Source organism: Ekhidna sp. (genome assembly GCF_963691765.1).
Classification (GTDB): domain Bacteria; phylum Bacteroidota; class Bacteroidia; order Cytophagales; family Cyclobacteriaceae; genus Ekhidna.
The window spans coordinates 4472025-4493787 of the sequence record NZ_OY829375.1 but is presented as its reverse complement, the minus strand read 5'-3'; the positions used below and the strand labels follow the sequence as shown (position 1 = coordinate 4493787).

Below are 21763 nucleotides of genomic sequence, written 5' to 3'. Positions count from 1 at the left end.
CTACGTTCCATTTTTCTACTTTTGTGCCTCTATGAGAAAATTGGATGTTTTGATGCTTAAGTCCTTCATTGGACCATTCCTGCTAACAACAGCAGTTTCTAACTTCATTTTATTAATCCAATATCTACTCAAGTACTTTGATGATTTTGTTGGCAAAAACTTAGGCTTTACAGTTTTTGCTGAGTTACTTTTTTATTTCTCTCTCAATATGTTGCAAATAGCACTTCCATTAGGTGTTTTGGTAGCATCTTTAATGACTTTTGGAAATTTGGGAGAGCAATTTGAATTAACAGCCATTAAAAGTTCTGGGATTTCACTTTTAAGAACATTAAGGCCAATATTTCTGTTTGTGGTTGTTTTATCATTTGGAGCATATTTTTTTAATAATTATACAATTCCAGCAGCCAACCTTAAAGCTTACAGTCTTCTTTACGATATAAAGCATACCAAGCCAGCCTTAGATATTAAATCTGGTGCATTTTATGGTGGCATTCCCAATTATAGCATTAAGGCAAAAGACAAACTTCCAGATGGTAAGACCCTGTTGGATGTCATTATTTATGACCATTCTACTGGAAGAGGAAATAAAACAATAATTATGGCTGATTCTAGTCTCATGTATACCATAATGGATGATCGATACCTGAAGCTTGAATTATATGATGGTCATTATTACTCAGAAGAACCTAATTCTGAAAGCTCTGTTGATCGATTCTACAGAACAGAATATGATAAAATGGACATGGTGTTTAGTTTATCTTCTTTCGATTTGAAGCGAAGAAAGGAGGAGTTGTTTCAAAATAATCGTCAAATGAAGAATATAAGCGAGTTGGCTTTAGATATTGATTCGTTTCAAACCATGGTGATAAAGCAAAAGGCGAGTTTCATTCAAACAACAAGAAGGTATTTCGAATACCACATGGACAACAAGGAAGAAATTATTAAAAAGGGAGAACTGGGTGGTAGTGAAAAAGAGAAAACCAATGATAATGATAGTAAAACAACAGTTAGATCTGTTGAGGCGTCTTTTTTTCCTTCCATGCTATTGAATCAGCAATTAAGGAAGGAGGATAAAAGTCAAGATAGCGAGCAAGAGTCCGATACTGTGGAATTTATCCAAGACACAACTGAAGTCTTTGGGGTAGAAAGAATAGATATTACAACGAAGGGCAAACTTCCGCAGTCCATCAAGGAAAAAACCAGAATTAGAAGAAGTTCACGATTCCAGGCTGGAAATATTGACACATTGGATTGGGCAGACTTTGATAAACATGTTGATAATAAGTTTAGAAATAAGAAACCTATTTATTCCGAAGCGCTTAATAAGGCCAGGAATGTAAAGGTCAACTTGAATTCATCGAAAGCTCGACTATATCAATATCAGAAGGACGCGAGTCTTTATACAATAGAAATGCAAAAAAAGTATGCTCAAGCGCTGGCATGTATTTTAATGTTTCTAATAGGGGCCCCATTAGGAGCAATTATTAAGAAAGGTGGACTGGGTGTACCTACAATAATTGCTATATTTTTCTTCATCATATATTACGTTTTTACGAGCATAGGGGAGAAGCAAGCTAAGGAAGGAGCTATGGATCCTTATGTTGCTGCTTGGATGTCAGATGTGATTTTATTGCCTTTTGGACTGTTCTTTTTGAGGCAAGCCCGCGTCGATGCTAGATTGTTTGAACTAGACGCATATCGAATTGGTATTGAAAAGCTTACACGCAAATTTGCTAGGAATAAGAACAAAGCGTAAATTTGCGCTTCAATTAAAAGAGGTAGACGATTTTAGAATGTATCTAGCAAAAGAAAAAAAGGAAGAAATTTTTAAAGAACACGGTAAGTCAGCAAAAGACACAGGTTCGCCAGAGTCGCAAATCGCGTTGTTCACAACAAGAATCAACCACTTGACTGACCACCTAAAAACGCAGAAAAAAGACCATGCATCAAGATTAGGTCTTTTAAGATTGGTAGGTAAGCGAAGAAGGCTTCTTGATTATCTGCACAAGAATGATATAGAAAGATATCGTAGCATCATCGCGAAGCTCAATATCAGGAAATAAAAAATTAAAGGGGATCAAATTTCTGATTCCCTTTTTTGATTGTAAACACCTAAGGGCAAAACGTGTCCTTATTATTAATTTATTATGAACGTAATTACTAAAACCTTCCAACTATCCGACGGTAGGGAAGTATCCATTGAAACAGGAAAGCTTGCGAAACAAGCTGATGGATCTGTTGTTGTGAGTATGGGGAACGCCAAACTCTTGGCAACTGTAGTTTCTTCCAAAGAAGCTAAAGAAGGAGTGGATTTCTTACCACTTTCTGTTGACTATCAAGAAAAATTTGCTTCCGCCGGTAAAATCCCAGGTGGCTTTTTGAAAAGAGAAGGAAAATTATCTGACTATGAAGTGCTTATTTGTCGACTGGTCGATAGAGCGCTAAGACCACTATTTCCTTCAGATTATCATGCTGACACACAAGTCTTTATTCAGTTGATTTCGGCAGATAAAGATATTATGCCAGATGCACTTGCAGCCCTCGCGGCTTCAGCTGCGATTTCTGTATCTGATATTCCATTTGGAGGCCCAATCTCTGAAGTAAGGGTTGCTAAGATTGATGGAGAGTATAAAGTAAACCCATCTCCAGAAGAACTTGAGAATGCGACATTGGATTTAATTGTTGCCGGTACTTCTGATAATATTATGATGGTAGAGGGTGAATCCAAAGAAGTGGATGAATCCGAAATGCTAGAAGGAATTAAGAAAGCACATGAAGAAATAAAAATTCAATGTGCAATTCAAGAAGAATTATCCAAAGAAGCAGGTACCACTGAAAAACGTGAATATGATCATGAGCCTAAGGATGAGGAATTAAAAGAATCAATGCATAAAGCTGTATACCAAAAGCTTTATGACGTAGCAGCAAAGAAGAATCCTAATAAATCAGAAAGAAAGGAATCTTTTAAAGCAGTTTATGAGGAATACATCGGGCAATTCTCTGAAGAGCAATTGGAAGAAATGAATGATTTCTTACTCGGAAAGTATTTTCATGACATAGAGAAAGAAGCTGTTCGAAATTTTGTTCTTGATACGCAAGAAAGAATTGATGGTAGAAAGCCAAATGAGATTAGACCAATTTGGTCTGAAGTAGATTATTTACCTTCAGCTCACGGATCTGCTGTATTTACGCGTGGAGAAACACAATCGTTAACATCAGTAACTCTTGGAACCAAGCTTGATGAGCAAATGATTGATGGCGCAATGTTCTCTGGATACAACAAATTTATTCTTCACTACAATTTCCCTGGATTTTCAACTGGTGAAGTTAGGCCCAATAGAGGGCCTGGAAGAAGAGAAGTTGGGCATGGAAATCTTGCTATGAGAGCTCTAAAGCCAATGATTCCTACTGAAGATGAAGGTAATCCATATACTGTAAGAATTGTGTCTGACATCCTAGAATCAAATGGTTCTTCGTCTATGGCAACGGTATGTGCCGGTACATTAGCAATGATGGATGCTGGTATAAAAGTTAAGAGACCTGTTTCTGGAATTGCAATGGGAATGATTTCAGATAGTGAAAGCGGGAAGTATGCGATTTTATCTGACATCTTAGGCGATGAAGATCACTTAGGTGATATGGATTTCAAGGTAACTGGTACTACCGAAGGAATAACTGCATGTCAGATGGACATTAAAGTTGATGGACTTTCGTATGATGTCCTTGCACAAGCATTAAATCAAGCAAAAGAGGGTAGACTTCATATTCTTGGTGAGATGGCTAAGACTATTACAGAACCTAGAACTGAGCTTAAATCTCATGCACCTAGAATGGAGCAATTGAGAATTGACAGAGAGTTAATTGGTGCTGTTATAGGACCTGGCGGAAAAATCATACAAGAGATTCAAAAGGAATCTGGAGCGACAGTAAATATTGAAGAAGATGATAAAGGTGGCAAAGTGAGCATTTTTGCTGTTGACGGTGAATCTTTGGATAACGCAATGGCTAGAATCAAGGCAATTGTTCAGCAGCCAGAAGTTGGCGAAGTATATGACGGTAAAGTGAAATCTATCATGCCTTTCGGAGCATTCGTGGAATTTTTACCGGGTAAAGATGGACTTCTTCATATCTCAGAGATTAAGTGGGAGAGAGTTGAGAACGTTGCTGATGTAATGGAAGAAGGCGAGGAGATAAAAGTGAAACTTATCGATATTGATAAAAGAACTGGTAAATTCAAGCTTTCTAGAAAAGTACTTTTGCCTAGACCTCCGAGAGAAGAAAAGAAGGAAGAAAAAACTGAAGAGTAATCTAAAGGACACTTTAAGATTTTTATAGGCCGTTATGGCACAAAAGCTAAATAAATGGTGTTCTGCATGGACACCTTTTTTTATAATGAAAAAATAGTATGGCAATAGAAAGAGTAAAAGTTTTAATTGTAGGTTCTGGTCCGGCTGGTTTCACTGCAGCAGTATATGCAGCTAGAGCTGGAATGAGCCCGGTATTATATCAAGGAGGACAACCTGGTGGGCAGCTTACAATAACAAATGATGTTGAAAATTATCCAGGCTATCCAGAAGGGGTTATAGGGCCTCAAATGATGGTTGATTTTCAAAAGCAAGCCGAAAGATTTGGGACGGATGTAAGAAGTGGTATGATTACCTCTGTTGATTTTAGTGGCTGGCCGCATAAAGTTACTGTTGATGAGAAAACAGAAATTGAAGCCGAGTCAGTAATCATTTCCACAGGCGCTTCAGCAAAATGGCTTGGCTTAGAGAGTGAACAACGTTTGAACGGTAAAGGTGTTTCTGCATGCGCAGTTTGTGATGGATTTTTCTTTAGAGGTCAAGATGTTGTGATTGTTGGAGCTGGTGATACGGCAGCGGAAGAGGCAAGCTACCTTTCTAAAATTGTAAACAAAGTTTACATGCTAGTAAGAAGAGACGAAATGAGAGCTTCTAAGATTATGCAACAAAGAGTTAAGAATGCTCCGAATATTGAGATTCTATGGAATACTGAGACAAAAGAGGTATTAGGTGATGAGGAAGTTAATGGTGTTAAGGTAGTTGATACACAAACAGGTGAAGAAAGAACGCTCGAAGCTCAAGGCTTTTTTGTAGCAATTGGACATAAGCCAAATACTGATATTTTCAAGGATTGGTTAGATATGGATGAACAAGGATATATCAAAACTATTCCAGGAACTTCTAAGACCAATATTCCAGGTGTATTTGCAACTGGCGATGCGCAAGATAAAATTTACCGCCAAGCTGTGACTGCAGCTGGCAGTGGATGTATGGGGGCACTCGATGCAGAAAAATGGATCGCGGAAAAGGAAGTTGAAATGCAGGAAGCATAAAGATCTTGGAGACTTTATAAGTTTTAAGAACCTCGAAGAAATTTGAGGTTTTTTTATGCCTAATTATAGGTTTTTAATTAGCAAATCAGTCTAGTATGACTTAAATACAAGATTTCTATGAAAAAGGTGTGACTAACTGGTGACAAATAATTGTAGCCAAATTGTACACCTCTCAAAGTGTCTTCTCATTTAAGTTCTCTCGTTACTTGCGCAATGAATTACAATGATAATTATGAATTCTAGTGCGAGTTACTTTATTGAAAATTCCAACCAGCTAGCGACCCCTGTAGCCGATAGGGACCTGGCCGAAATTGTTAATCAAAATTTGACAGAAGCCGTATTTAGATGCTCTTCTGAAGGTGAAATATTATACGTCAACCAAGCTTTTTTTCAACTTTTCCAAGTAAGTGATTATTCAGCTCTTTTGGATAAAAAAGCAAAATCATTTTATGATGATGAAAAAAGTGTCGATGTTATTAATGATAGCTTATTGGGCGAGTTAGGAGCATACAAGGGAGAGGTAAGGTTTAGAAAATCAAACGGTACAATATTCTATGGTCACCTAAGTGCAAGAAGAGTTAATAAAAACAGTGATTATTATGTAGATGGTGTTATTCGAGATGTAACACATGAAAGAAGTACGAAACTTGAATCAGAGCAACAAGCTGAAATTCAAAAAATACTTTTAAGCATATCCTCTTATTTTTTAGAGGCTGACTTAGATAGTGTTGATCGAATTATAAATCAGTCATTAAATGACCTAGGGTTATTCCTGGGTATTGATCGATTACAAGTACATCATTATGACTACAAAAGTGAGCAATGCATTGTATCCCACGAATGGATGTTAGAAAGTATCTCTAATGCAAGTAATATAAATACCAGTTTTCCTCTTCAGCTGCTGCATGAAATGATTTTAGCTCATGATAAAGGGCAACACATTTTTTATCCATCTATCCCCAACCTTCCCAATTCACCTATTAAGGAAGTTTTGATGTGTCAGAACGTAAAAAGTACGCTGACTATCCCTATGAAGTTAGATAGTAACTGTTCTGGTTTTATCGCCTTTGAAACTATTAGAAACTTTTCTCTAGAATACTCAGAGAGTGTAATTGCTATGTTGAAGCTTTATGCAAATATGGTGGCGAGTATTTCCTCTCGGGCAGCTAGTCACGTCAAATTAAAAAAGCTTATTGAACAAGTTACGTTGCAAGGTAAGCAGCATAAAGATTTTTCTTTTATTACCTCTCATAACATACGAGCTTCAGTAGCCAACCTGGTGGCACTTACAGATTTAATGAATCAGGATTTTTCCGAAAAATATCTGGAAATGTTAGATATAACTGTTAAGAAACTGAATGAAAGTATAAATAACATCAATAATATCCTTCATCTGGATCATAAGGAACTACTTAAAAGAACAGTTTGTGATGTTGGAAAGTCTGTCAATAGGGTACTAGAAAGCTTAGAAATGGTAATAGCTGATCAAGAGTTGATAATTGAGAATAAAGTACCTGCTTCTATTCTTTTAAACACGCTTCCTAGTTACCTAGACAACATTCTATTTCAGGTAATTTCCAATGCCATTAAATACGGCACTAATGATAGAAGCAAACGTATCACCGTAAGAGCAGAAAGATTAAGCAGAAAGGTAATACTTTCAATTATTGACTATGGTGATGGTTTTGATATTGTTAGGCATTCTCATCAAATTTTTAAAGTAGGAGCACGGTTTGATCAAAGAAAATCCGATGGACAAGGACTTGGTTTGTATATAACTAAGCAGCAAGTAGAATCTCTTGATGGAACCATTGAAATAGAAAGCAGTGAAATCTCTGGAACTGCAGTTCGGATTTCATTGCCAATTTTTTAAAGACCGGATTCGATTGATCGAATTCCAAATGAAAAGTACTGGAGTTCTTTTTTGTTAAAACTATTATCCACTAAAGACCAATTTATATTTTATGACGTCAGAACAAATTGATTTGATTACTAAATCTTGGAGTAGAGTTTCTCAAGATCCGAATTTAATTCAGTCTTTCTATGACAAGTTGTTCGAGATAGCCCCTTCAACAAAGCACTATTTTCCTGCAGATCTTACTATGCAAAGTGAAAAACTTGCCTATACTCTAGGGTTTGTTGTTGGTAATTTGGACAGGTTAGAGAATATTCAAGACGCAATTCAAAAACTAGGAAGCACGCATAAAAAATTGAAAGTAAAAGAAGAGGAATACGGATTTATGAAGGAAGCCCTACTGATAACAATTGATAACGCCCTTTCAGGAGATAATACTCCAACAATTCAAGCTTGGGATGAAGTTCTTACTTACCTGGCAGAATCAATGGTTAATGCTGAAAATCATTCAAAGAATAAAAAGAAAAGTTTCTTGAATAAGATTTTTGGAAATTGATCAAACGTTCAATTGTTTGAGATTTTTTTCCCATCATTATCAAAATTGTTTTTAAGATAGTTTTCAACAACAACAACTATTGCTATCAGTAGAGTTGTCATAATTACGCATGAAATAAGAAGCGCATTAGCAGGACTAGTAACGAAGTACAAAACTATTTGAGCTATTGTTGTTGCTATTGCAACCCAAAGCATTAGATCATTTGCGTATTTATTGGATTCATCCCAGGCTTCTTGTGATTTTCTAGATCGATTTGTTCGATAACCGTAGGCCCAATTTATTTTCCTCGGGGGAAAAGCTTTAATCAATAAAGAGATTATTAATAATAGGGGACCGATCGCTAGGTTAATTAAGATAAAGGAAGTGCTCATGACTTAAAGTTAAACGAATTCAAACTTTACTTTGGAAGCACTACAATTCCAGCAGATCCAGCAGCTATATATAAATCATCAATTCCAACACCGATAGAAGTAGGTATGTTATCACCTATAGGTAATGATTCAGAGCTAAGAGTAGTTGGGTTAGAAATGTCTGATAGATCAACCCTCACAAGAGTTGGAGTATTATTTTGAAAACCTATCACATAAGCAATATTAGAGTCGATTGTGATTGAAATAGCACTAATACCAATGTCTATATTCTCATTTGAATTAAAAACATAGCCCTCCAACAAATTAATGATTGTAAGTCCGCCACCATGTGCTACAATCAAATTATCGTTGAATGTGGCTGTCTGAATTGGAAAACCTACAGGTGAGGTGACTCCTGAGCTAAAACCTGCCTCCATTATTCTTAGTTCGGATACAATAAAAGGAATTTGTAACTCGTCACCAAGGAACAAAGATGTAACTCCAAAACCATTTACTCCTCCATCGAAATCTGTAGATATGAATGCCGCTTGGCCATCTGAGGATAGTAATACATCGGGGTGACCTCTATCTCTTCCAAACGAAATTGGACCTTGAATTTCCCCATTTGATGAATACGTAAATCTATTTAGGAAAGTAGTACCCCCCGATACAACTAAGTTTCCTGCTGACGCAGAAATGCCATTAAACGGCCCACCTTCGACCTGTACTGGTCTTGATACTAGATCCGCATTTGTCCCATTAAAAGAAAAGACTGCCAAATAATCTCTTCCTCTTGAATCAAGTACGAAGATTAGGTTATTATCAACGTCAAAATCATCTATACTATGCATTCCTTCTGGAGGAAATATTTGTGCAATAGTTAGTCCTGTATTTTCATTTGTTATCAGAAGCCCACCTTCTCCGTATGCAGTCATAATAAGACCATTAACAACTTTTATCACTCCAGGCGTGTGATTTGGAACTTCGTAAGTTTCTTTACAGGCTGTAATTAGCAATATGATCAAGAAAAGATAATTTCTCATAAATCAAAGATATCTTGATATCTCTTAATTGAATGTCATCATTATGACTCGTGAGAATAGTTTTCGTTAATAAATTTGAGCATGTATAAGATTTTCTTCTCCGTCATATTTCTCAGTTTTGCTGGGTACTCCTTTGCTCAAAATGTGTCATCAGTTGATGTGACATTCAATAAGCTCGATAGAGATGATGCTTTTATAATTTCTCCAACAGCACGTTTTGATTTTAATAATCACTCATGGAGTATCGGTCCTGCCTTATTGTTTTCATTTGGCGATCAGATAGAAGAGAGAGATGCATTCAAGCTAACAGGGTTAACTATTGGATATGAAAATTATTTGCACGGTAGAGATACGAAATGGAATATGTTTCACTCTTTCGATTTCATCTTTCAAAGGATAAAAGATGTCCAAAATTCTCAAGTCTTTGATACCAATAGTGGGTCATTTATTCCAAACACAATTGAGCAAGTAGATAATAGTATATATATAGGAGGTGGCGCTGGGATGCTGTTAAATTTGGGAAGCAAGTTTAGTATTACTCAGACAATTGGAATTGGTGCAAATGTTATCTTTCGCGATACGCAATCTGATATAGATGCATTTAAAGATACCTTCTTTAAGCAGCAGTGGTCTTTAAAGACTGGTGTTAGGTATCGAATAAATGATTAGACTCAGAGTTTAATTTCCATTTGCTTAGTGTGTTCGTAACCGATGTTAAAGATCTCTTGAGCATGTTTGGTATCCATAATGTCAAAATTGCATAGATCCATCGGTTCAATGAAAACATCACATTTTTTTTCCAACTTACTCCTTCTTGGATTAACAGCTAACTGGAACATGCGTGTGGACACTTGAATTAAATTAGATAGTTCATCAATTTCTTGTATTGGACTGATACTAACTCCAATAATTTTCTTGCATTCTTGTTTTAGTATACTAACGGGGACATTATCAAAGATTCCACCATCGGAATAGATTTTACCATTTAATTCAACAGGACTAAATAGGATAGGGATGGAGGCAGAGGCTTGGATTATATCTTTTATTGGACCTTCTCTTAAATATTCAGGCTTCCCATCAAGCATATTACTGACACAGATTATTAAGGGAATATCAAGGTCTTCAAGTCTCTCTACAGGGATTTTTTTTAAAAGGGTAGATTTCATCTTAGCTGAGCTAAGCAAACCTGTTTTTGGGATATTAAGTCCAGAAATAGCTGTGAATTTATAATCTTTAATTGCATCAAATGCTTCCTTGGGTGAAAAACCTGATGCGATGAATACCCCAGCAATTGCGCCTGCACTAACCCCAGAAATAATGTCTGGTTTAATTCCTTTTTCGAATAACGCTTGCATTACTCCAAGGTGAGCAAAACCTCTTGCGCCACCTCCGCCTAATGCAATACCTATTTTGTATTTTTTGCTTCTAAATCCGAACATGTATCTAAACTAACTATGGATGGGATATTAAAAAAGCCCCTTGAAAGAAGGGGCTTTTATTTGAAAAAATTGACTGTTATTTATCGACACCCGGTGCTCTGTTTAGGTATTCTTCATACAGTTGTGTATGTCTACTTACCATCGGGATTTTCCAGCCATCGATGAAAACATTTTTTATGTTGGTACTTGTCTCAAACGGATCTCCGTCAGCAACCAGAAGATTTGCGACTTTGCCTTTTTCAATAGAACCATATTTGTCAGATACTCCAAAAATTTCTGCAGGAACAATGGTTATAGATCTTAACGCTTCTTCTTTCCCCATTCCGTAAGCGGCGGCAAATCCAGCGTGGAATGGTAGGTTTCTTACATTCTCTATTTCATTTGTTCGAATTGCCACCTTTACACCAGCCTTTTGCATTGCTCCAGCGTTTGCATATGGCCTATCATACCTGTCATAGCTTCTTGTAGGATTACTTAGCACTGGTCCTGTAACCACTGGAATATTAGCTTCTGCAATTTCCTCAGCTACTCTCCATCCTTCAGACACCCCACATAAGATTGCATCGGCTCCTTTTTCTTCAATCCATTCTAAAGCCGACTTGATATCATTGGCAGCGTTTACATTTATAAGAAGTTTCATTTCTCCTCTCACTACGGGGAGTAGTGCTTCCATTTCTGGATAATAGGATTGCTCTTTACCATTAGAGGCAGAATCTATTTTATGATACTGCACCGCTTTAGCCCAAACATTATTTAGCTTTTTGAGATTCTTTTCAGCTGCTTTTTTGATGTCTTCATCTGATCTTCTATCCCAACGACCTCTTCGGCCAGTAGCAGGAAAGTTTAATACCACTCCTTTAAATCCGGCATACATTTGATCCGGAGTATATCCGTGTAAATTGATCAAAGCTGCAGTCCCTGGGAATAGACCACCTGAAGGCATAGTTAAAGCTGTAGTAACGCCGTTTACGCGTGTTACAGGAAGAACGACAGAGCTAGGGTTTACTGCTGTTAGTGCTTGTATGTGTGGTATAACATCACCTATTTCGCTATTGTCTCTAGTTCTAGGATCTGAACTTACCTCAACTAAACCAATTTGAGTTCCTCCGTCAATTAAACCGGGATAGATTGTCATACCAGAACAATCAATAGTTTTGGCTCCTTGCGGTATTGATACGCTTGTACCAATCTCAGCTATAATTCCATCCGCAATTACGATTGTTCCATTTTGAATAGTCCCGTTAGTAATTGTTTCGATTGTAGCATTTGTCAATGCGAAAGTACCAGTCTCGGCGCTTGGAATTTGCGCGAAAGTGACTCCAAAGCTCACCAGCATAATAAGAGTCAATATATTTTTCATATTCTTCATCATGATTACTTATTTGTTAGTGAACAAAAATTCTGTGTTTTGCATGCATCTGTCATGATCTTCTGCTTCCCAATGAGTCACGTCAATTTTCTCTTCAGGATCAGGATAGATTCTCATATCATCAGCATCGTTTTCTCGATCAAATCTCACTATTCCATCAACTATCGTAACCATAGGAATGGCATAGATAGAAAGGGGGTGGTTATTGAAGATTGCGACGTCTCCTTCTTTGCCCACCTCAAGCGAACCAACTCTATCTGAGATGCCCAATTGTTTAGCTGGATTAATGGTTATGAGTGACAAAGCCTCATCATCTGATAGTCCTCCATACTTTTGGGATTTTGCAGCTTCATGATACAAGTGTCTGATAAGTTCACCTGAGTCTGAATTAATTGATGTTGTCACTCCATTTTTTGTCAATATTGCCGCATTATATGCAGTACTGTAGTAGACCTCGAATTTGTATGCCCACCAATCTGCGAAAATTGATGCTCCAGCACCCCACTTAGCTAATTCAGGTGCCACTTTAAAGCCTTCATTTACGTGTTGAAAAACAAGCTTGTCAACGCCAAAGTCTTTACAAACTTGCATAAGCATATAAATCTCATCAGCTCTATAAGAGTGGCAATGAATGATAATATTGCCTTTAAGTATATCCGCTAATGTTTCTAGTCTGAGGTCATAAGCAGGGGCTTTGCCTTTAAAGCCTTTTTTCCCCTTACCAGCGTTGTATGAATCCCAAGCTTCCATGTACTCCTTGGCTTGCTGAAATGAACTTCTGATTACATGTTCCACGCCCATTCTTGTACGAGGTAAAATACCATTTCCGCTACCGTGCACTCTAGTTGGATTTTCTCCCAAGGCAAATTTTATTGTTCGAGGAGCTCCCTCCATTCTCATTTTGTCAGGATCTACTTCACCATATCTGAATTTTACTGTTTCACACTGACCACCAATAGCATTTGCAGATCCATGCATAGAGTGTGCTGATGTTACACCTCCTGCTAAAGCTTGATAAATGCCAACATCTAACGGGTTTAGAGCATCTCCAACCCACACTTCAGCGGTAACTGGGTTTGTGGCCTCATTTACGGCATCTAGTGCCAAATGAGAGTGCGCATCTATAATTCCAGGCATTACAAACTTACCATTAGCATCTATTGTTTTGGTGCCGCTCGGTGCATTTAATCCTTGTCCAATTTTAGAAATTTTCCCATTTCTAATGAGAACATCCGTATTTTCTAATGTACCATTTGTGACGGTTAAAACTGTTCCGTTTTTAATTAGTACATCTCCTTTCTCTTGACCAATCACGACCGTGATGGAGAGAAGTAGGGCTATGATTATATTTATTTTTTTCATGCTATATCTTATTTATTAGGTTCTTTTGAGCCTTCCATCGGGAAGCTTCCAAATGCCGCCACAGATAAGGTTCCTTCAAAAGTGTCTCCATCTATATCCATACTGATATCAACCGTAATATCTTCTCCCATATTTAGCTTAAAAGAGAATGATAGATTATTGCCATCAACAACTACATCTTCGATTTCATTTGTGCTTCCATTAAAGCTTACTGAAATTGTACCACTGTAGTCTCCTGGTGTGCCCTTAATGGTAATTACACCACTGCCATTGCCTTGAGGTGTTTCAGTTGTATAGTTCCAAGCACCAGAAACATCAATAGCTTCTTCTCCGCTACCTTTTTCTTTTTTCTTTTTCTTCTTTTTGGCTTCAAACTCATATTTCATACCATCTACAAATACATATCGTATGTTCGCATCTTTAGAAAAGTAGGCGGTATCGGAAACAATCAAGTTTGCCATTTTTCCAGTCTCTACCGTTCCCATCATACTTGACACACCTAGGATACTGGCAGGGGTAGTAGTAAGTGCTGCCAACGCTTGATCTTCTGTCAGTCCATTTTCAATAACCTTTAGTAGGTTCGATCGGAAGTCTTTTGACTTTACACCCATTGTCGAGAACCCAAAGTTTATTCCATTGGCTTTAAACTTACTTGCTTGCGTATAGTAGTTTTTGATCATCTCATTTTGACGAGATTGTAGTGCTTTTTCTTCTAATTCAGCTCTAGTAGGCTCTTTTTTATCAGAAGAATCTTCTTCATCACTTTCTTCTTTTTCTTCTTCCTTCCATTCAGGTAGGTCAAGCGAAAGGAAGATTGGAGAATTAGTGCTCTTGATCGCTGGAATTGCATCCCAACCTTGTTTTACTTCACTAATCATCATTTTAAAGCCTAGATCTCTTTGAAGGGTAATAACTCGCATGATGTCTCTCACACTTTCTGCTTTAAAGGAAACTGCCATTTGCTTAGAGACTACGGGATATAGTGCTTCAAGCGTTTTATTAGGATTGGGCCTTTCCATCCCATTTGGGTTTGCATCATATTTTTTTTGATAATCTCTTGCCTGAGTAGCTTTCCTGTATAGGTCTCTATACTTAGCCATAACACCAATAACTGTATTTGGATATACACCGTTTGCGCCGGCTAATTGAGAATACATTGAAGCTTGATCTTTTACGATCATATTATCCGAATTGTCACCTCCTAAAAGAATAATAGCTCCAGATCCTGGAAGCATTCCATTGTGAGGTACACTGTGCGATGCTGTAAATCCTAATTTTCTAAAATCTCCAATCGATTTGTCATCTTTATTCAACATGTCTCTTGTAGAATTTCCAGGCGTAATGCCTGCACGTTCGTCAGTAGGATTGCCAGTTAGTTTACGATCATCACGTTGATCACTTTCCTCTGGCTTTCCAACACCGATGTTCGACATTCCTGATATGAATCCTGCATAAACAAACATGGAGTCTGCATCTACAATCCATGCATCCGCAGGAATTGATATGTTAGATCCAACTGCTTTTATAATTCCGTTTTCTATTAGGATGGAACCATTTTTTATGGTTTTTCCTGGCGCCTGCACTATAGTAGCATTCTTTATTGCATACTTATTTGTTACAGGCTTCAGGTCGTTATCCTGGGAAATACTGATGAAGGGTGTAAGGCCTATCAGTAAGGTTAGGACGACGCTTCTGAATAAGCTGTCACATTTTTGCATAGGTAATTACTTTAGGTTTTTAAATATTAGACTTTCAATTTAGAAAATTATGAGTGCTTGAAAACCATTATTATATAAGTGGTGTTTCATACAGGCCATTTGCCATAATGATAAGATTATGGAAAGATGGTTTTTTGATATTTCTTTGTTGAATACACGTTAACTACTACTCGATGAAACTTGATATTCTTGCTATTGTAGCTCACCCGGATGATGTAGAACTTTCATTTGGAGGAACCTTGCTTGCTCATCAAAAAATGGGTTATAAAACGGGAATATTGGATCTTACCCAGGGAGAATTAGGAACGCGTGGAACTCCGGAGATAAGAGCGAGTGAAGCTGCAGCTGCAGCAGAAATATTAAAATTATCTGTTCGTCAAAATTTAGGCCTTGCAGACGGTTTTTTTGAAAACAATAAAGAAAATCAGCTTAAAATAGCTGAGCAAATCAGAAGATTTCAACCGCGAATTGTAATTACCAATTCGATTTATGATCGTCATCCAGATCACACAAGAGGAGCTGCCTTAGTTGAAACAGCCTGTTTTATTGCAGGACTTAAAGCGGTGACTACTAAATGGGAAGGCGATGATCAAATTGCCTATAGACCAGAGAGACTCTATTTTTCTATTCAGAGCATCGCTCATGAGCCTGATATCCTAATAGATATTTCTGAAGTCATAGAAGAACGGAGGGAGGCTATCAATGCATTTAAGTCTCAATTTTATGATCCAAATAGTAGTGAGCCTGAAACATACATTAGTTCAAAGGGCTTCATGTCTATGTTAGAATCCAGGACTAGGGAGTGGGGGCAGAGAATAGGTGTAGAGTATGCGGAGGGGTTTAAGGTGAAGCACTTTTTGGGTGTAAAGAGTTTATTCGATTTGCTTTAAACATCTTGTACTATAAAGATCGCATTTTTATTGAGATCATAGAACCCAAACTCATGGGTTCCCCAAGGGGTATTCATTCTTAGCTTGTCTCTCGAAATAGTACCTCTTTCGATAAACTCTTCCACGCATGGTTGAATATCAGGAACGAACAGTTTTATTACTGATGGAAAAACTGGATCGTCTTCGTTGGCATGATGCCATTGCAAGTGAATTTCATGATTTTCTCGCTGAAGACCTGCATACCCAGTATCTCCAAACACCTTAGTGAAGCCAACATATTTATCATACCAAACAAGATCTCTTTCAATGTCTGCTGAGGAAAGTACTGGGATTATGTAAAGTGGGGATTTGGGACTCATGCTATTGTAAACGGCTGTTTTTTGAATTTAGATTCAACCATTTGGATTTAGGTATTACGATCCAGATATCTCAATTGAACTAGATAAGATTCTTTAGACCCTTTAAGGAAATAATGCTTTGATCGAAGCCACTCTAATGCCTCTTCTAATTCCACGTTTTGATAAAATTCATCACGGCAGAAATGAACAAATTTTAAAATCTTAAAAGCATCAAACCAATGGAAAAATCGTTTCTGAAACGCTTCAATCGTACTAACAGAATTTTTAATTTTTACAATTTCCTCTACCCATTTGTCTCCTAAAAAGGTTTTAATAGTCATTGGTATTTTCCATTCTTCGTCCTCCCAAAAAGAATCTAATTTTCCGAAGAATAATCTTAGATCTTCGAAGGTGTTGGGGTGATACACTTCATAATCATATGCCAAATTCAAAAGCTCATTTACAGCTTTTCCGGTACCAAATGGTACTCTATCAGAAACACGATCTGAAGGCCTTATTGTTGTTCCATTGATTTCTACAAAATTTCCATGTGGGATGGTTTTATTCAGGAAATAAAAGTCTTCACCCGCTTTCCGCGTATTCATACCTCCAACTTTTTCATACATGGAAGCTCTTACTGTAATACACGAACCTAATGTTTGATAGGCATAAGGGAAGTTAGTGAATCGCAAGGCATCAATATAGTAGCGTAAGTATAATTCATAATCGACTATAGCTTCATGATTTTCTCGGTGGAGCTGATGTTCATAGAAAACTATTCCTGACTGGATGTCTGGATTAGAATAGGTTAACTCAATTGTGTCGAGGTAGTTTGAGTCGCATCGGCAGTCAGCGTCGTAGCATATTATGGCCCCATTGTTGCCTGCTTTTCTAAATATTCTTACAGCCTCATCCATTCCAATTTTTCTTGCTAAGCCTACACCAGCTTTTTTATCCGGGAGCTTTTGGTAAGACGCCAATAGATGGTACTTGCTTTTGTAAGTTTTCAACTTACTAATAGTCAGTTTATTTGCTGCTGTGATTCCTTCTTTTGCTTTTTCTGACTCATTTATTATCACAATAATTAAGACTTCATGGGTAGGCTCTTTGCATGCGTTGAGGGCATCCAGAGCACCGATCAAATCAGGTTCTTTGAAGCATGGAATCACTACCACCATTGACAAGTTGGTAGGTGGTTGATATTGTGGGAATAACTCTTTCGGCCAAGCGTATCGCTCTAGATATAATGACATTAGGGTGATAAGCGGGTTATGTTCCAAATATCATTATCTTCTTTTTTAAAGAAAATTCGATCATGCAATCGACTTTTTCTTCCTTGCCAAAATTCAATGGTTTCTGGTATTATTCTATAGCCGCCCCAATGATCTGGTAATGGTATTTTACCATCTTTAAATTTTTGCTTCATCTGAGCAAGCTTTTCTTCCAATATGCTTCGAGAGCTTATGACTTCACTTTGATTTGAAACCCAAGCTCCGAGTTGACTTCCCTGTGGTCGTGAGAGAAAATATTTAAGAGATTCTTTGGTTGAAATTTTTTCAACATGACCGGTGATTGCCACTTGACGCTCCAATGAATACCATGGAAATAGTATTGAGACCTTTGGATTTGATTTTAAGTGATTTGCTTTCCGACTTTCATAGTTTGTGTAAAATACAAATCCTTGTTGATCAAATGTTTTTAGCAATACGGTGCGCTGATAAGGTTGTCCCTCTCCATTCACAGTTGATAGCACCATTGCCGTGGGTTCTAAAATTTCACTATTCAACGCCTCTTGAAACCACTTTTCGAATTGTTCGAAAGGGTTTTGTAAAACAGATTGCTCATCTAAGGCAGCCTGAGTGTATTCCTTGCGAATAGAAGCAATATCTTCTCTCATATTCAGCTTTCCTTTTACTTTTGAAACTCAGCTAGAGCGAAGGTAAAAGGTTAAAAACAAAAAGCGATGAAGTTTAGAATTGACTTGACAGTAGAATCAAAAAAAGAATGGGTAGAGGCCGTAATTAATGACTTTGATACGTTTCTCCAAGATCATGCTGATTGTGAAAGAAAGGCATCAGCGATGGCGCTAAGTTTGGTAGCAAAATATCCAAACAGAACCGAAATAATTCCAGAATTAATTGAGACGTCTGTTGAAGAACTCGAGCACTTTCGTGACGTTTACGCTATAATGGAATCGCGAGGTATCCAATTAAGCCATGAAATTCCACAGGATATGTATATCAAGCAGTTGCTTCAAATATGTAGAGATGGAAGAAATGAACGTTTCATGGATCGATTGCTTCTTGCATCCTTAGTTGAAACACGCGGTGCAGAAAGGTTTAGACTAGTTTATGAAGCACTTGAAGAAGGTGAGATGAAACAATTTTATCATCGATTGTGGGCTTCTGAAGCTCGTCATGGAGAAGTGTTTGTGAAAATGGCACTTAATTATTTTGATGAGGACGAAGTCTACAATAGATTGGAGGAAATGAAACAAAAGGAAGGAGTGATTTTAGACAAACTTCCGATTAGAGCAGCCTTACATTAAGAAGATATGGACTACTTTTCACAGGAAAAATCAGTAAAACCAGGAAGAGGAGATCTTCTTATCTCAGAACCATACCTGCCAGATCCCAATTTTGAGCGAACTGTAATATTTATATGTGAGCACGATGAAAATGGCACTTTTGGTTTCGTTTTAAACAATAAAGCTCAGGTAGAGCTTCATGATCTTATTGATGAAGCAGGCGATTATCCAGCAAACTTATTTGTAGGCGGCCCTGTCGAACAAAACACTTTACATTTTTTACATCGTGAGCCAGCTCTGGCTTCTTCTTCCAGAGAAGTAGTCCCGGGAATTTTTTGGGGAGGAGATTTTAATCAACTTACCGAAATGATGAATACCCGCACCATCCAATCTACTGACTTGAGATTTTTTGTTGGCTATTCAGGTTGGGCCGCAGGTCAGTTGATGGACGAAATGGATGCAAAATCCTGGATTGTCCTGAAGGGGACGAGTCCCTCTATGATTTTTGATTGGGACAACCAAGATCTATGGAAAGCGTGTCTAAATACTATGGGTGGAAAATTCCGACTCATGTCAAACTATCCAAAAGATCCCAGAATGAATTAGGGTATTTGGTTAGCTTTGTGTCATACAGATAAAAGTAACCGGTTCCAATAATGGATAATGCAGAGAAATTGCAGGATGTTTCAGATAATATTATAAATGAAACTCCTGAAGAAGTTCAGAATGAAGCTGAATTAAGTAACGAAAACCAACCTGAATCCCAGGAGTCAACCTCAGATAATGATAGTGTTGTTGACGAAGCAGGTGTAGATACTTCAAATGAAGATAAAGAAGCTTCTAGTGATGAAGTACAACCTGAGAGCTCTATTCCAAACACTGATGAAAACGAGGTTGTTTCAGATGAAGCAACTGAGAAGGAAGCTGATGGTTCTGACATAACAGATGAAACTTCTGATGAGAGTGAGGAAGAGGATGAGCATGAAGAGGAACTTGATTTTGATCATGCAACGAAGGATGAAGTAATTGCTAAGATTAGGGAAATAAAGAATGAGGAAAATATTCGATCGCTTGATCGAGTGCTCAAAGCAATAAAGCCAAGATTTGATGAACTCTATGAGGTTTCAAAAAATGAAGCACTGCAGAAGTTTGTTTCAGATGGAAATGAGGCTGATTCATTCGAATACCATGGAGATGAAACAGACAAAGAGTTTATTACTCTTTATGGCCAACTGAAGGCAAAAAGAAATAAACATTACAAGGATTTAGAAAATCAAAAGGAGAGCAACCTTAAGAAAAAAGAGCATTTACTAGAGGAGTTAAGAAAGATTGTAGATGGTGAAGAATCGGCGAATAGTATCAATGCTGTTAGGGATTTGCAATCGGATTGGAAGAAAATAGGTCCCGTACCTGGGGCACAGAATAAGACCTTATGGGCAAACTATAATGCCTTATTAGATAGATACTATGATAACAGAAGCATCTACTTTGAACTTAAGGATCTTGATCGAAAAAAGAACTTAAAGCTTAAAGAGGATCTCTGTGAAAAAGCAGAGTCGCTTAGCAGTTTGGATGACATGAAATCTGCGATCATTCAATTGAATGAGCTTCATGATGAATACAAACATGTTGGGCCGGTTCCGAAAGATGATCAAGAACCACTTTGGCAGAGATTTAAGGCAGCATCCGATGCGATCTATGCCAGGAGAAAAGATTATTTCGAAGAGCTCAAAGTAGAATTTGAGTCTAACCTTGTTAAGAAAAATGAGCTGATAGGTAAACTTCAAGACTACACGAGTTTTAATTCTGATAGAATTACTGAGTGGAATGCTAAGACGAAAGAATTACTTGAGGTTCAAAAGCAATGGGAAGCAATAGGAGGTGTTCCAAGAGACAAAGCCAAAGAAACTAATAAGGCTTTTTGGAATTCTTTTAAATCATTTTTTGCTCACAAAAATCAATTCTTCAAAGAGTTGGAGTCTAAGCGAGAGGAAAACCTTCAAAAGAAGCAAGAGCTGATTGCCAAAGCGGACGAACTGAAGGATAGTGAAGATTGGAATTCTACGGCGGACAAGCTGAAGAGTCTTCAAACTCAATGGAAAGACATTGGTCCTGTTCCTGAGAAGGTAAGAAACGAGACTTACAAAAAATTTAAAGCAGCATGTGATCACTTTTTCAATAAAAGAAGAGATCAAAACAAAGAGCAGTTTAAAGCTTATGAAGAAAATCTTCAGCTGAAGTTGCAGATATGCGATCAACTAGAAGCTGCTGGAACTAGTAATGAGGTCAATCTTGATGATGTTTATGATCTGATCGATAATTACACTTCAGTTGGGTTTGTTCCTAAGAATGCTATCAAAAAAGTGCGCAGTAGATTCGATGAGGTCAAGAACAAAGTTTTATCGAATGATTCCATTCATGAAGATGATCGAGCTGATTTAAGAAATCACATTTCCATGGGCCGTTTGAAAAATACTCCTGGAGGTGCACAGAAATTGAATCGTAAGGAGCATTCTATTAAACGTAAGATATCATCTCTTGAGAATGACATCTCTACTTGGAATACCAACATGGAATTTTTTGCTAATTCTCCCACGGCAGATAAGCTAAAAGCAGACATGCAGAAGCAAATAGCTGCCGCAGAACAGGAGTTGGGAGAATTAAAATCACAACTTGCAGCAATTTCTTCACAAAATTGACAAATAGATTTGCTAAATAGAATGACCCTGTTATTTTTGCAAACCGATTTTCAACCTTGTTAATCAAAGCTTGAAATTTCTCCCATTGTTCAGCTGCTGTTTGATACTTTGATGAGAGCAACTGACTTGGAAATAAAACAACCCTTAAAGAAGGGAATTTTTTAAAATATTGCCTCCATAGCTCAGCTGGCCAGAGCAACTGACTTGTAATCAGTAGGTCGTTGGTTCGAATCCGACTGGAGGCTCAAAAAACCCACACAT

At 37.5% G+C, this 21763-nt stretch carries 20 protein-coding genes and 1 tRNA gene; 12 read left to right on the top strand and 9 right to left on the bottom strand.

What is annotated here, in order from left to right; translation table 11 throughout:
• Window positions 1-31 precede the first annotated feature (31 nt).
• The 6 genes from ACY650_RS19835 to ACY650_RS19810 all read left to right on the top strand — a co-directional run bounded on the left by ACY650_RS19835 (window position 32) and on the right by ACY650_RS19810 (window position 7767).
• Window positions 32-1756, top strand: a complete 1725-nt coding sequence (locus tag ACY650_RS19835; RefSeq protein WP_462250364.1) for an LptF/LptG family permease — start codon at window positions 32-34, stop codon at window positions 1754-1756.
• 37 nt (window positions 1757-1793) lie between these two features.
• Window positions 1794-2063, top strand: a complete 270-nt coding sequence (gene rpsO, locus ACY650_RS19830) for a 30S ribosomal protein S15 (protein ID WP_348278858.1) — start codon at window positions 1794-1796, stop codon at window positions 2061-2063.
• 84 nt (window positions 2064-2147) lie between these two features.
• The gene (gene pnp / locus ACY650_RS19825) at window positions 2148-4307 is read left to right on the top strand and encodes a polyribonucleotide nucleotidyltransferase (protein ID WP_462250362.1); all 2160 of its coding nucleotides are present in this window, start codon (window positions 2148-2150) and stop codon (window positions 4305-4307) included.
• A 98-nt stretch (window positions 4308-4405) separates the two neighbouring features.
• Window positions 4406-5356 carry a thioredoxin-disulfide reductase gene (trxB, locus tag ACY650_RS19820; protein WP_462250360.1) on the top strand — a complete coding sequence of 317 codons (951 nt, stop codon included), beginning with the start codon at window positions 4406-4408 and terminating at the stop codon, window positions 5354-5356.
• 232 nt (window positions 5357-5588) lie between these two features.
• Window positions 5589-7229, top strand: a complete 1641-nt coding sequence (locus ACY650_RS19815) for a sensor histidine kinase (protein WP_462250358.1) — start codon at window positions 5589-5591, stop codon at window positions 7227-7229.
• A gap of 91 nt (window positions 7230-7320) precedes the next feature.
• Complete coding sequence (locus tag ACY650_RS19810) at window positions 7321-7767, top strand: globin domain-containing protein (protein ID WP_462250356.1); 447 nt, start codon at window positions 7321-7323, stop codon at window positions 7765-7767.
• A gap of 8 nt (window positions 7768-7775) precedes the next feature.
• On the opposite strand, the gene ACY650_RS19805 is transcribed toward ACY650_RS19810, so the two are convergent.
• Both ACY650_RS19805 and ACY650_RS19800 read right to left on the bottom strand, forming a co-directional pair.
• Entirely contained in the window at window positions 7776-8138 is a 363-nt protein-coding gene (locus ACY650_RS19805; protein WP_462250354.1) for an SdpI family protein, read from the bottom strand.
• A gap of 26 nt (window positions 8139-8164) precedes the next feature.
• Window positions 8165-9160 (bottom strand): hypothetical protein, encoded by a 996-nt coding sequence (locus ACY650_RS19800; RefSeq protein ID WP_462250352.1) that lies wholly within the window; start codon window positions 9158-9160, stop codon window positions 8165-8167.
• A gap of 81 nt (window positions 9161-9241) precedes the next feature.
• Between ACY650_RS19800 and ACY650_RS19795 the strand changes: the two genes are divergently transcribed.
• Complete coding sequence (locus tag ACY650_RS19795) at window positions 9242-9829, top strand: hypothetical protein (RefSeq protein ID WP_462250350.1); 588 nt, start codon at window positions 9242-9244, stop codon at window positions 9827-9829.
• Between the two features lie 2 nt (window positions 9830-9831).
• On the opposite strand, the gene ACY650_RS19790 is transcribed toward ACY650_RS19795, so the two are convergent.
• The 4 genes from ACY650_RS19790 to ACY650_RS19775 form a co-directional block, all read right to left on the bottom strand.
• Window positions 9832-10599, bottom strand: a complete 768-nt coding sequence (locus ACY650_RS19790; protein ID WP_462250348.1) for a patatin-like phospholipase family protein — start codon at window positions 10597-10599, stop codon at window positions 9832-9834.
• Between the two features lie 76 nt (window positions 10600-10675).
• Window positions 10676-11968: an amidohydrolase family protein gene (locus tag ACY650_RS19785; protein WP_462254439.1), complete on the bottom strand. Its 1293-nt coding sequence runs from the start codon at window positions 11966-11968 to the stop codon at window positions 10676-10678.
• A gap of 9 nt (window positions 11969-11977) precedes the next feature.
• Window positions 11978-13330 carry an amidohydrolase gene (locus tag ACY650_RS19780; protein WP_462250346.1) on the bottom strand — a complete coding sequence of 451 codons (1353 nt, stop codon included), beginning with the start codon at window positions 13328-13330 and terminating at the stop codon, window positions 11978-11980.
• 8 nt (window positions 13331-13338) lie between these two features.
• Complete coding sequence (locus tag ACY650_RS19775) at window positions 13339-15048, bottom strand: amidohydrolase family protein (RefSeq protein ID WP_462250344.1); 1710 nt, start codon at window positions 15046-15048, stop codon at window positions 13339-13341.
• A 173-nt stretch (window positions 15049-15221) separates the two neighbouring features.
• Between ACY650_RS19775 and bshB1 the strand changes: the two genes are divergently transcribed.
• On the top strand, window positions 15222-15938 hold the full coding sequence (gene bshB1, locus ACY650_RS19770; protein WP_462250342.1) for a bacillithiol biosynthesis deacetylase BshB1: 717 nt from the start codon (window positions 15222-15224) through the stop codon (window positions 15936-15938).
• Here the strand turns inward: bshB1 and ACY650_RS19765 are convergent.
• From ACY650_RS19765 to pdxH, 3 genes are read right to left on the bottom strand one after another with little or no spacing between them, the layout of a single operon-like run.
• Window positions 15935-16297, bottom strand: coding sequence for a VOC family protein (locus tag ACY650_RS19765; RefSeq protein ID WP_462250340.1), 363 nt, complete (start codon window positions 16295-16297; stop codon window positions 15935-15937). The genes bshB1 and ACY650_RS19765 overlap by 4 nt on opposite strands.
• Window positions 16298-16344: 47 nt before the next feature.
• On the bottom strand, window positions 16345-17529 hold the full coding sequence (locus ACY650_RS19760) for a glycosyltransferase family 2 protein (RefSeq protein ID WP_462250338.1): 1185 nt from the start codon (window positions 17527-17529) through the stop codon (window positions 16345-16347).
• Entirely contained in the window at window positions 17529-18173 is a 645-nt protein-coding gene (gene pdxH, locus ACY650_RS19755) for a pyridoxamine 5'-phosphate oxidase (protein ID WP_462250336.1), read from the bottom strand. The genes ACY650_RS19760 and pdxH overlap by 1 nt, the downstream gene beginning before the upstream one ends.
• Before the next feature lie 66 nt (window positions 18174-18239).
• Between pdxH and ACY650_RS19750 the strand changes: the two genes are divergently transcribed.
• The 4 genes from ACY650_RS19750 to ACY650_RS19735 all read left to right on the top strand — a co-directional run bounded on the left by ACY650_RS19750 (window position 18240) and on the right by ACY650_RS19735 (window position 21747).
• Window positions 18240-18824 (top strand): MiaE family protein, encoded by a 585-nt coding sequence (locus tag ACY650_RS19750; RefSeq protein ID WP_462250334.1) that lies wholly within the window; start codon window positions 18240-18242, stop codon window positions 18822-18824.
• Between the two features lie 6 nt (window positions 18825-18830).
• Complete coding sequence (locus tag ACY650_RS19745; protein ID WP_462250332.1) at window positions 18831-19409, top strand: YqgE/AlgH family protein; 579 nt, start codon at window positions 18831-18833, stop codon at window positions 19407-19409.
• Window positions 19410-19459: 50 nt separating this feature from the next.
• Entirely contained in the window at window positions 19460-21502 is a 2043-nt protein-coding gene (locus ACY650_RS19740) for a DUF349 domain-containing protein (RefSeq protein ID WP_462250330.1), read from the top strand.
• 171 nt (window positions 21503-21673) lie between these two features.
• Window positions 21674-21747 (top strand) — tRNA-Thr (locus ACY650_RS19735).
• The last annotated feature ends 16 nt before the right edge of the window (window positions 21748-21763 follow it).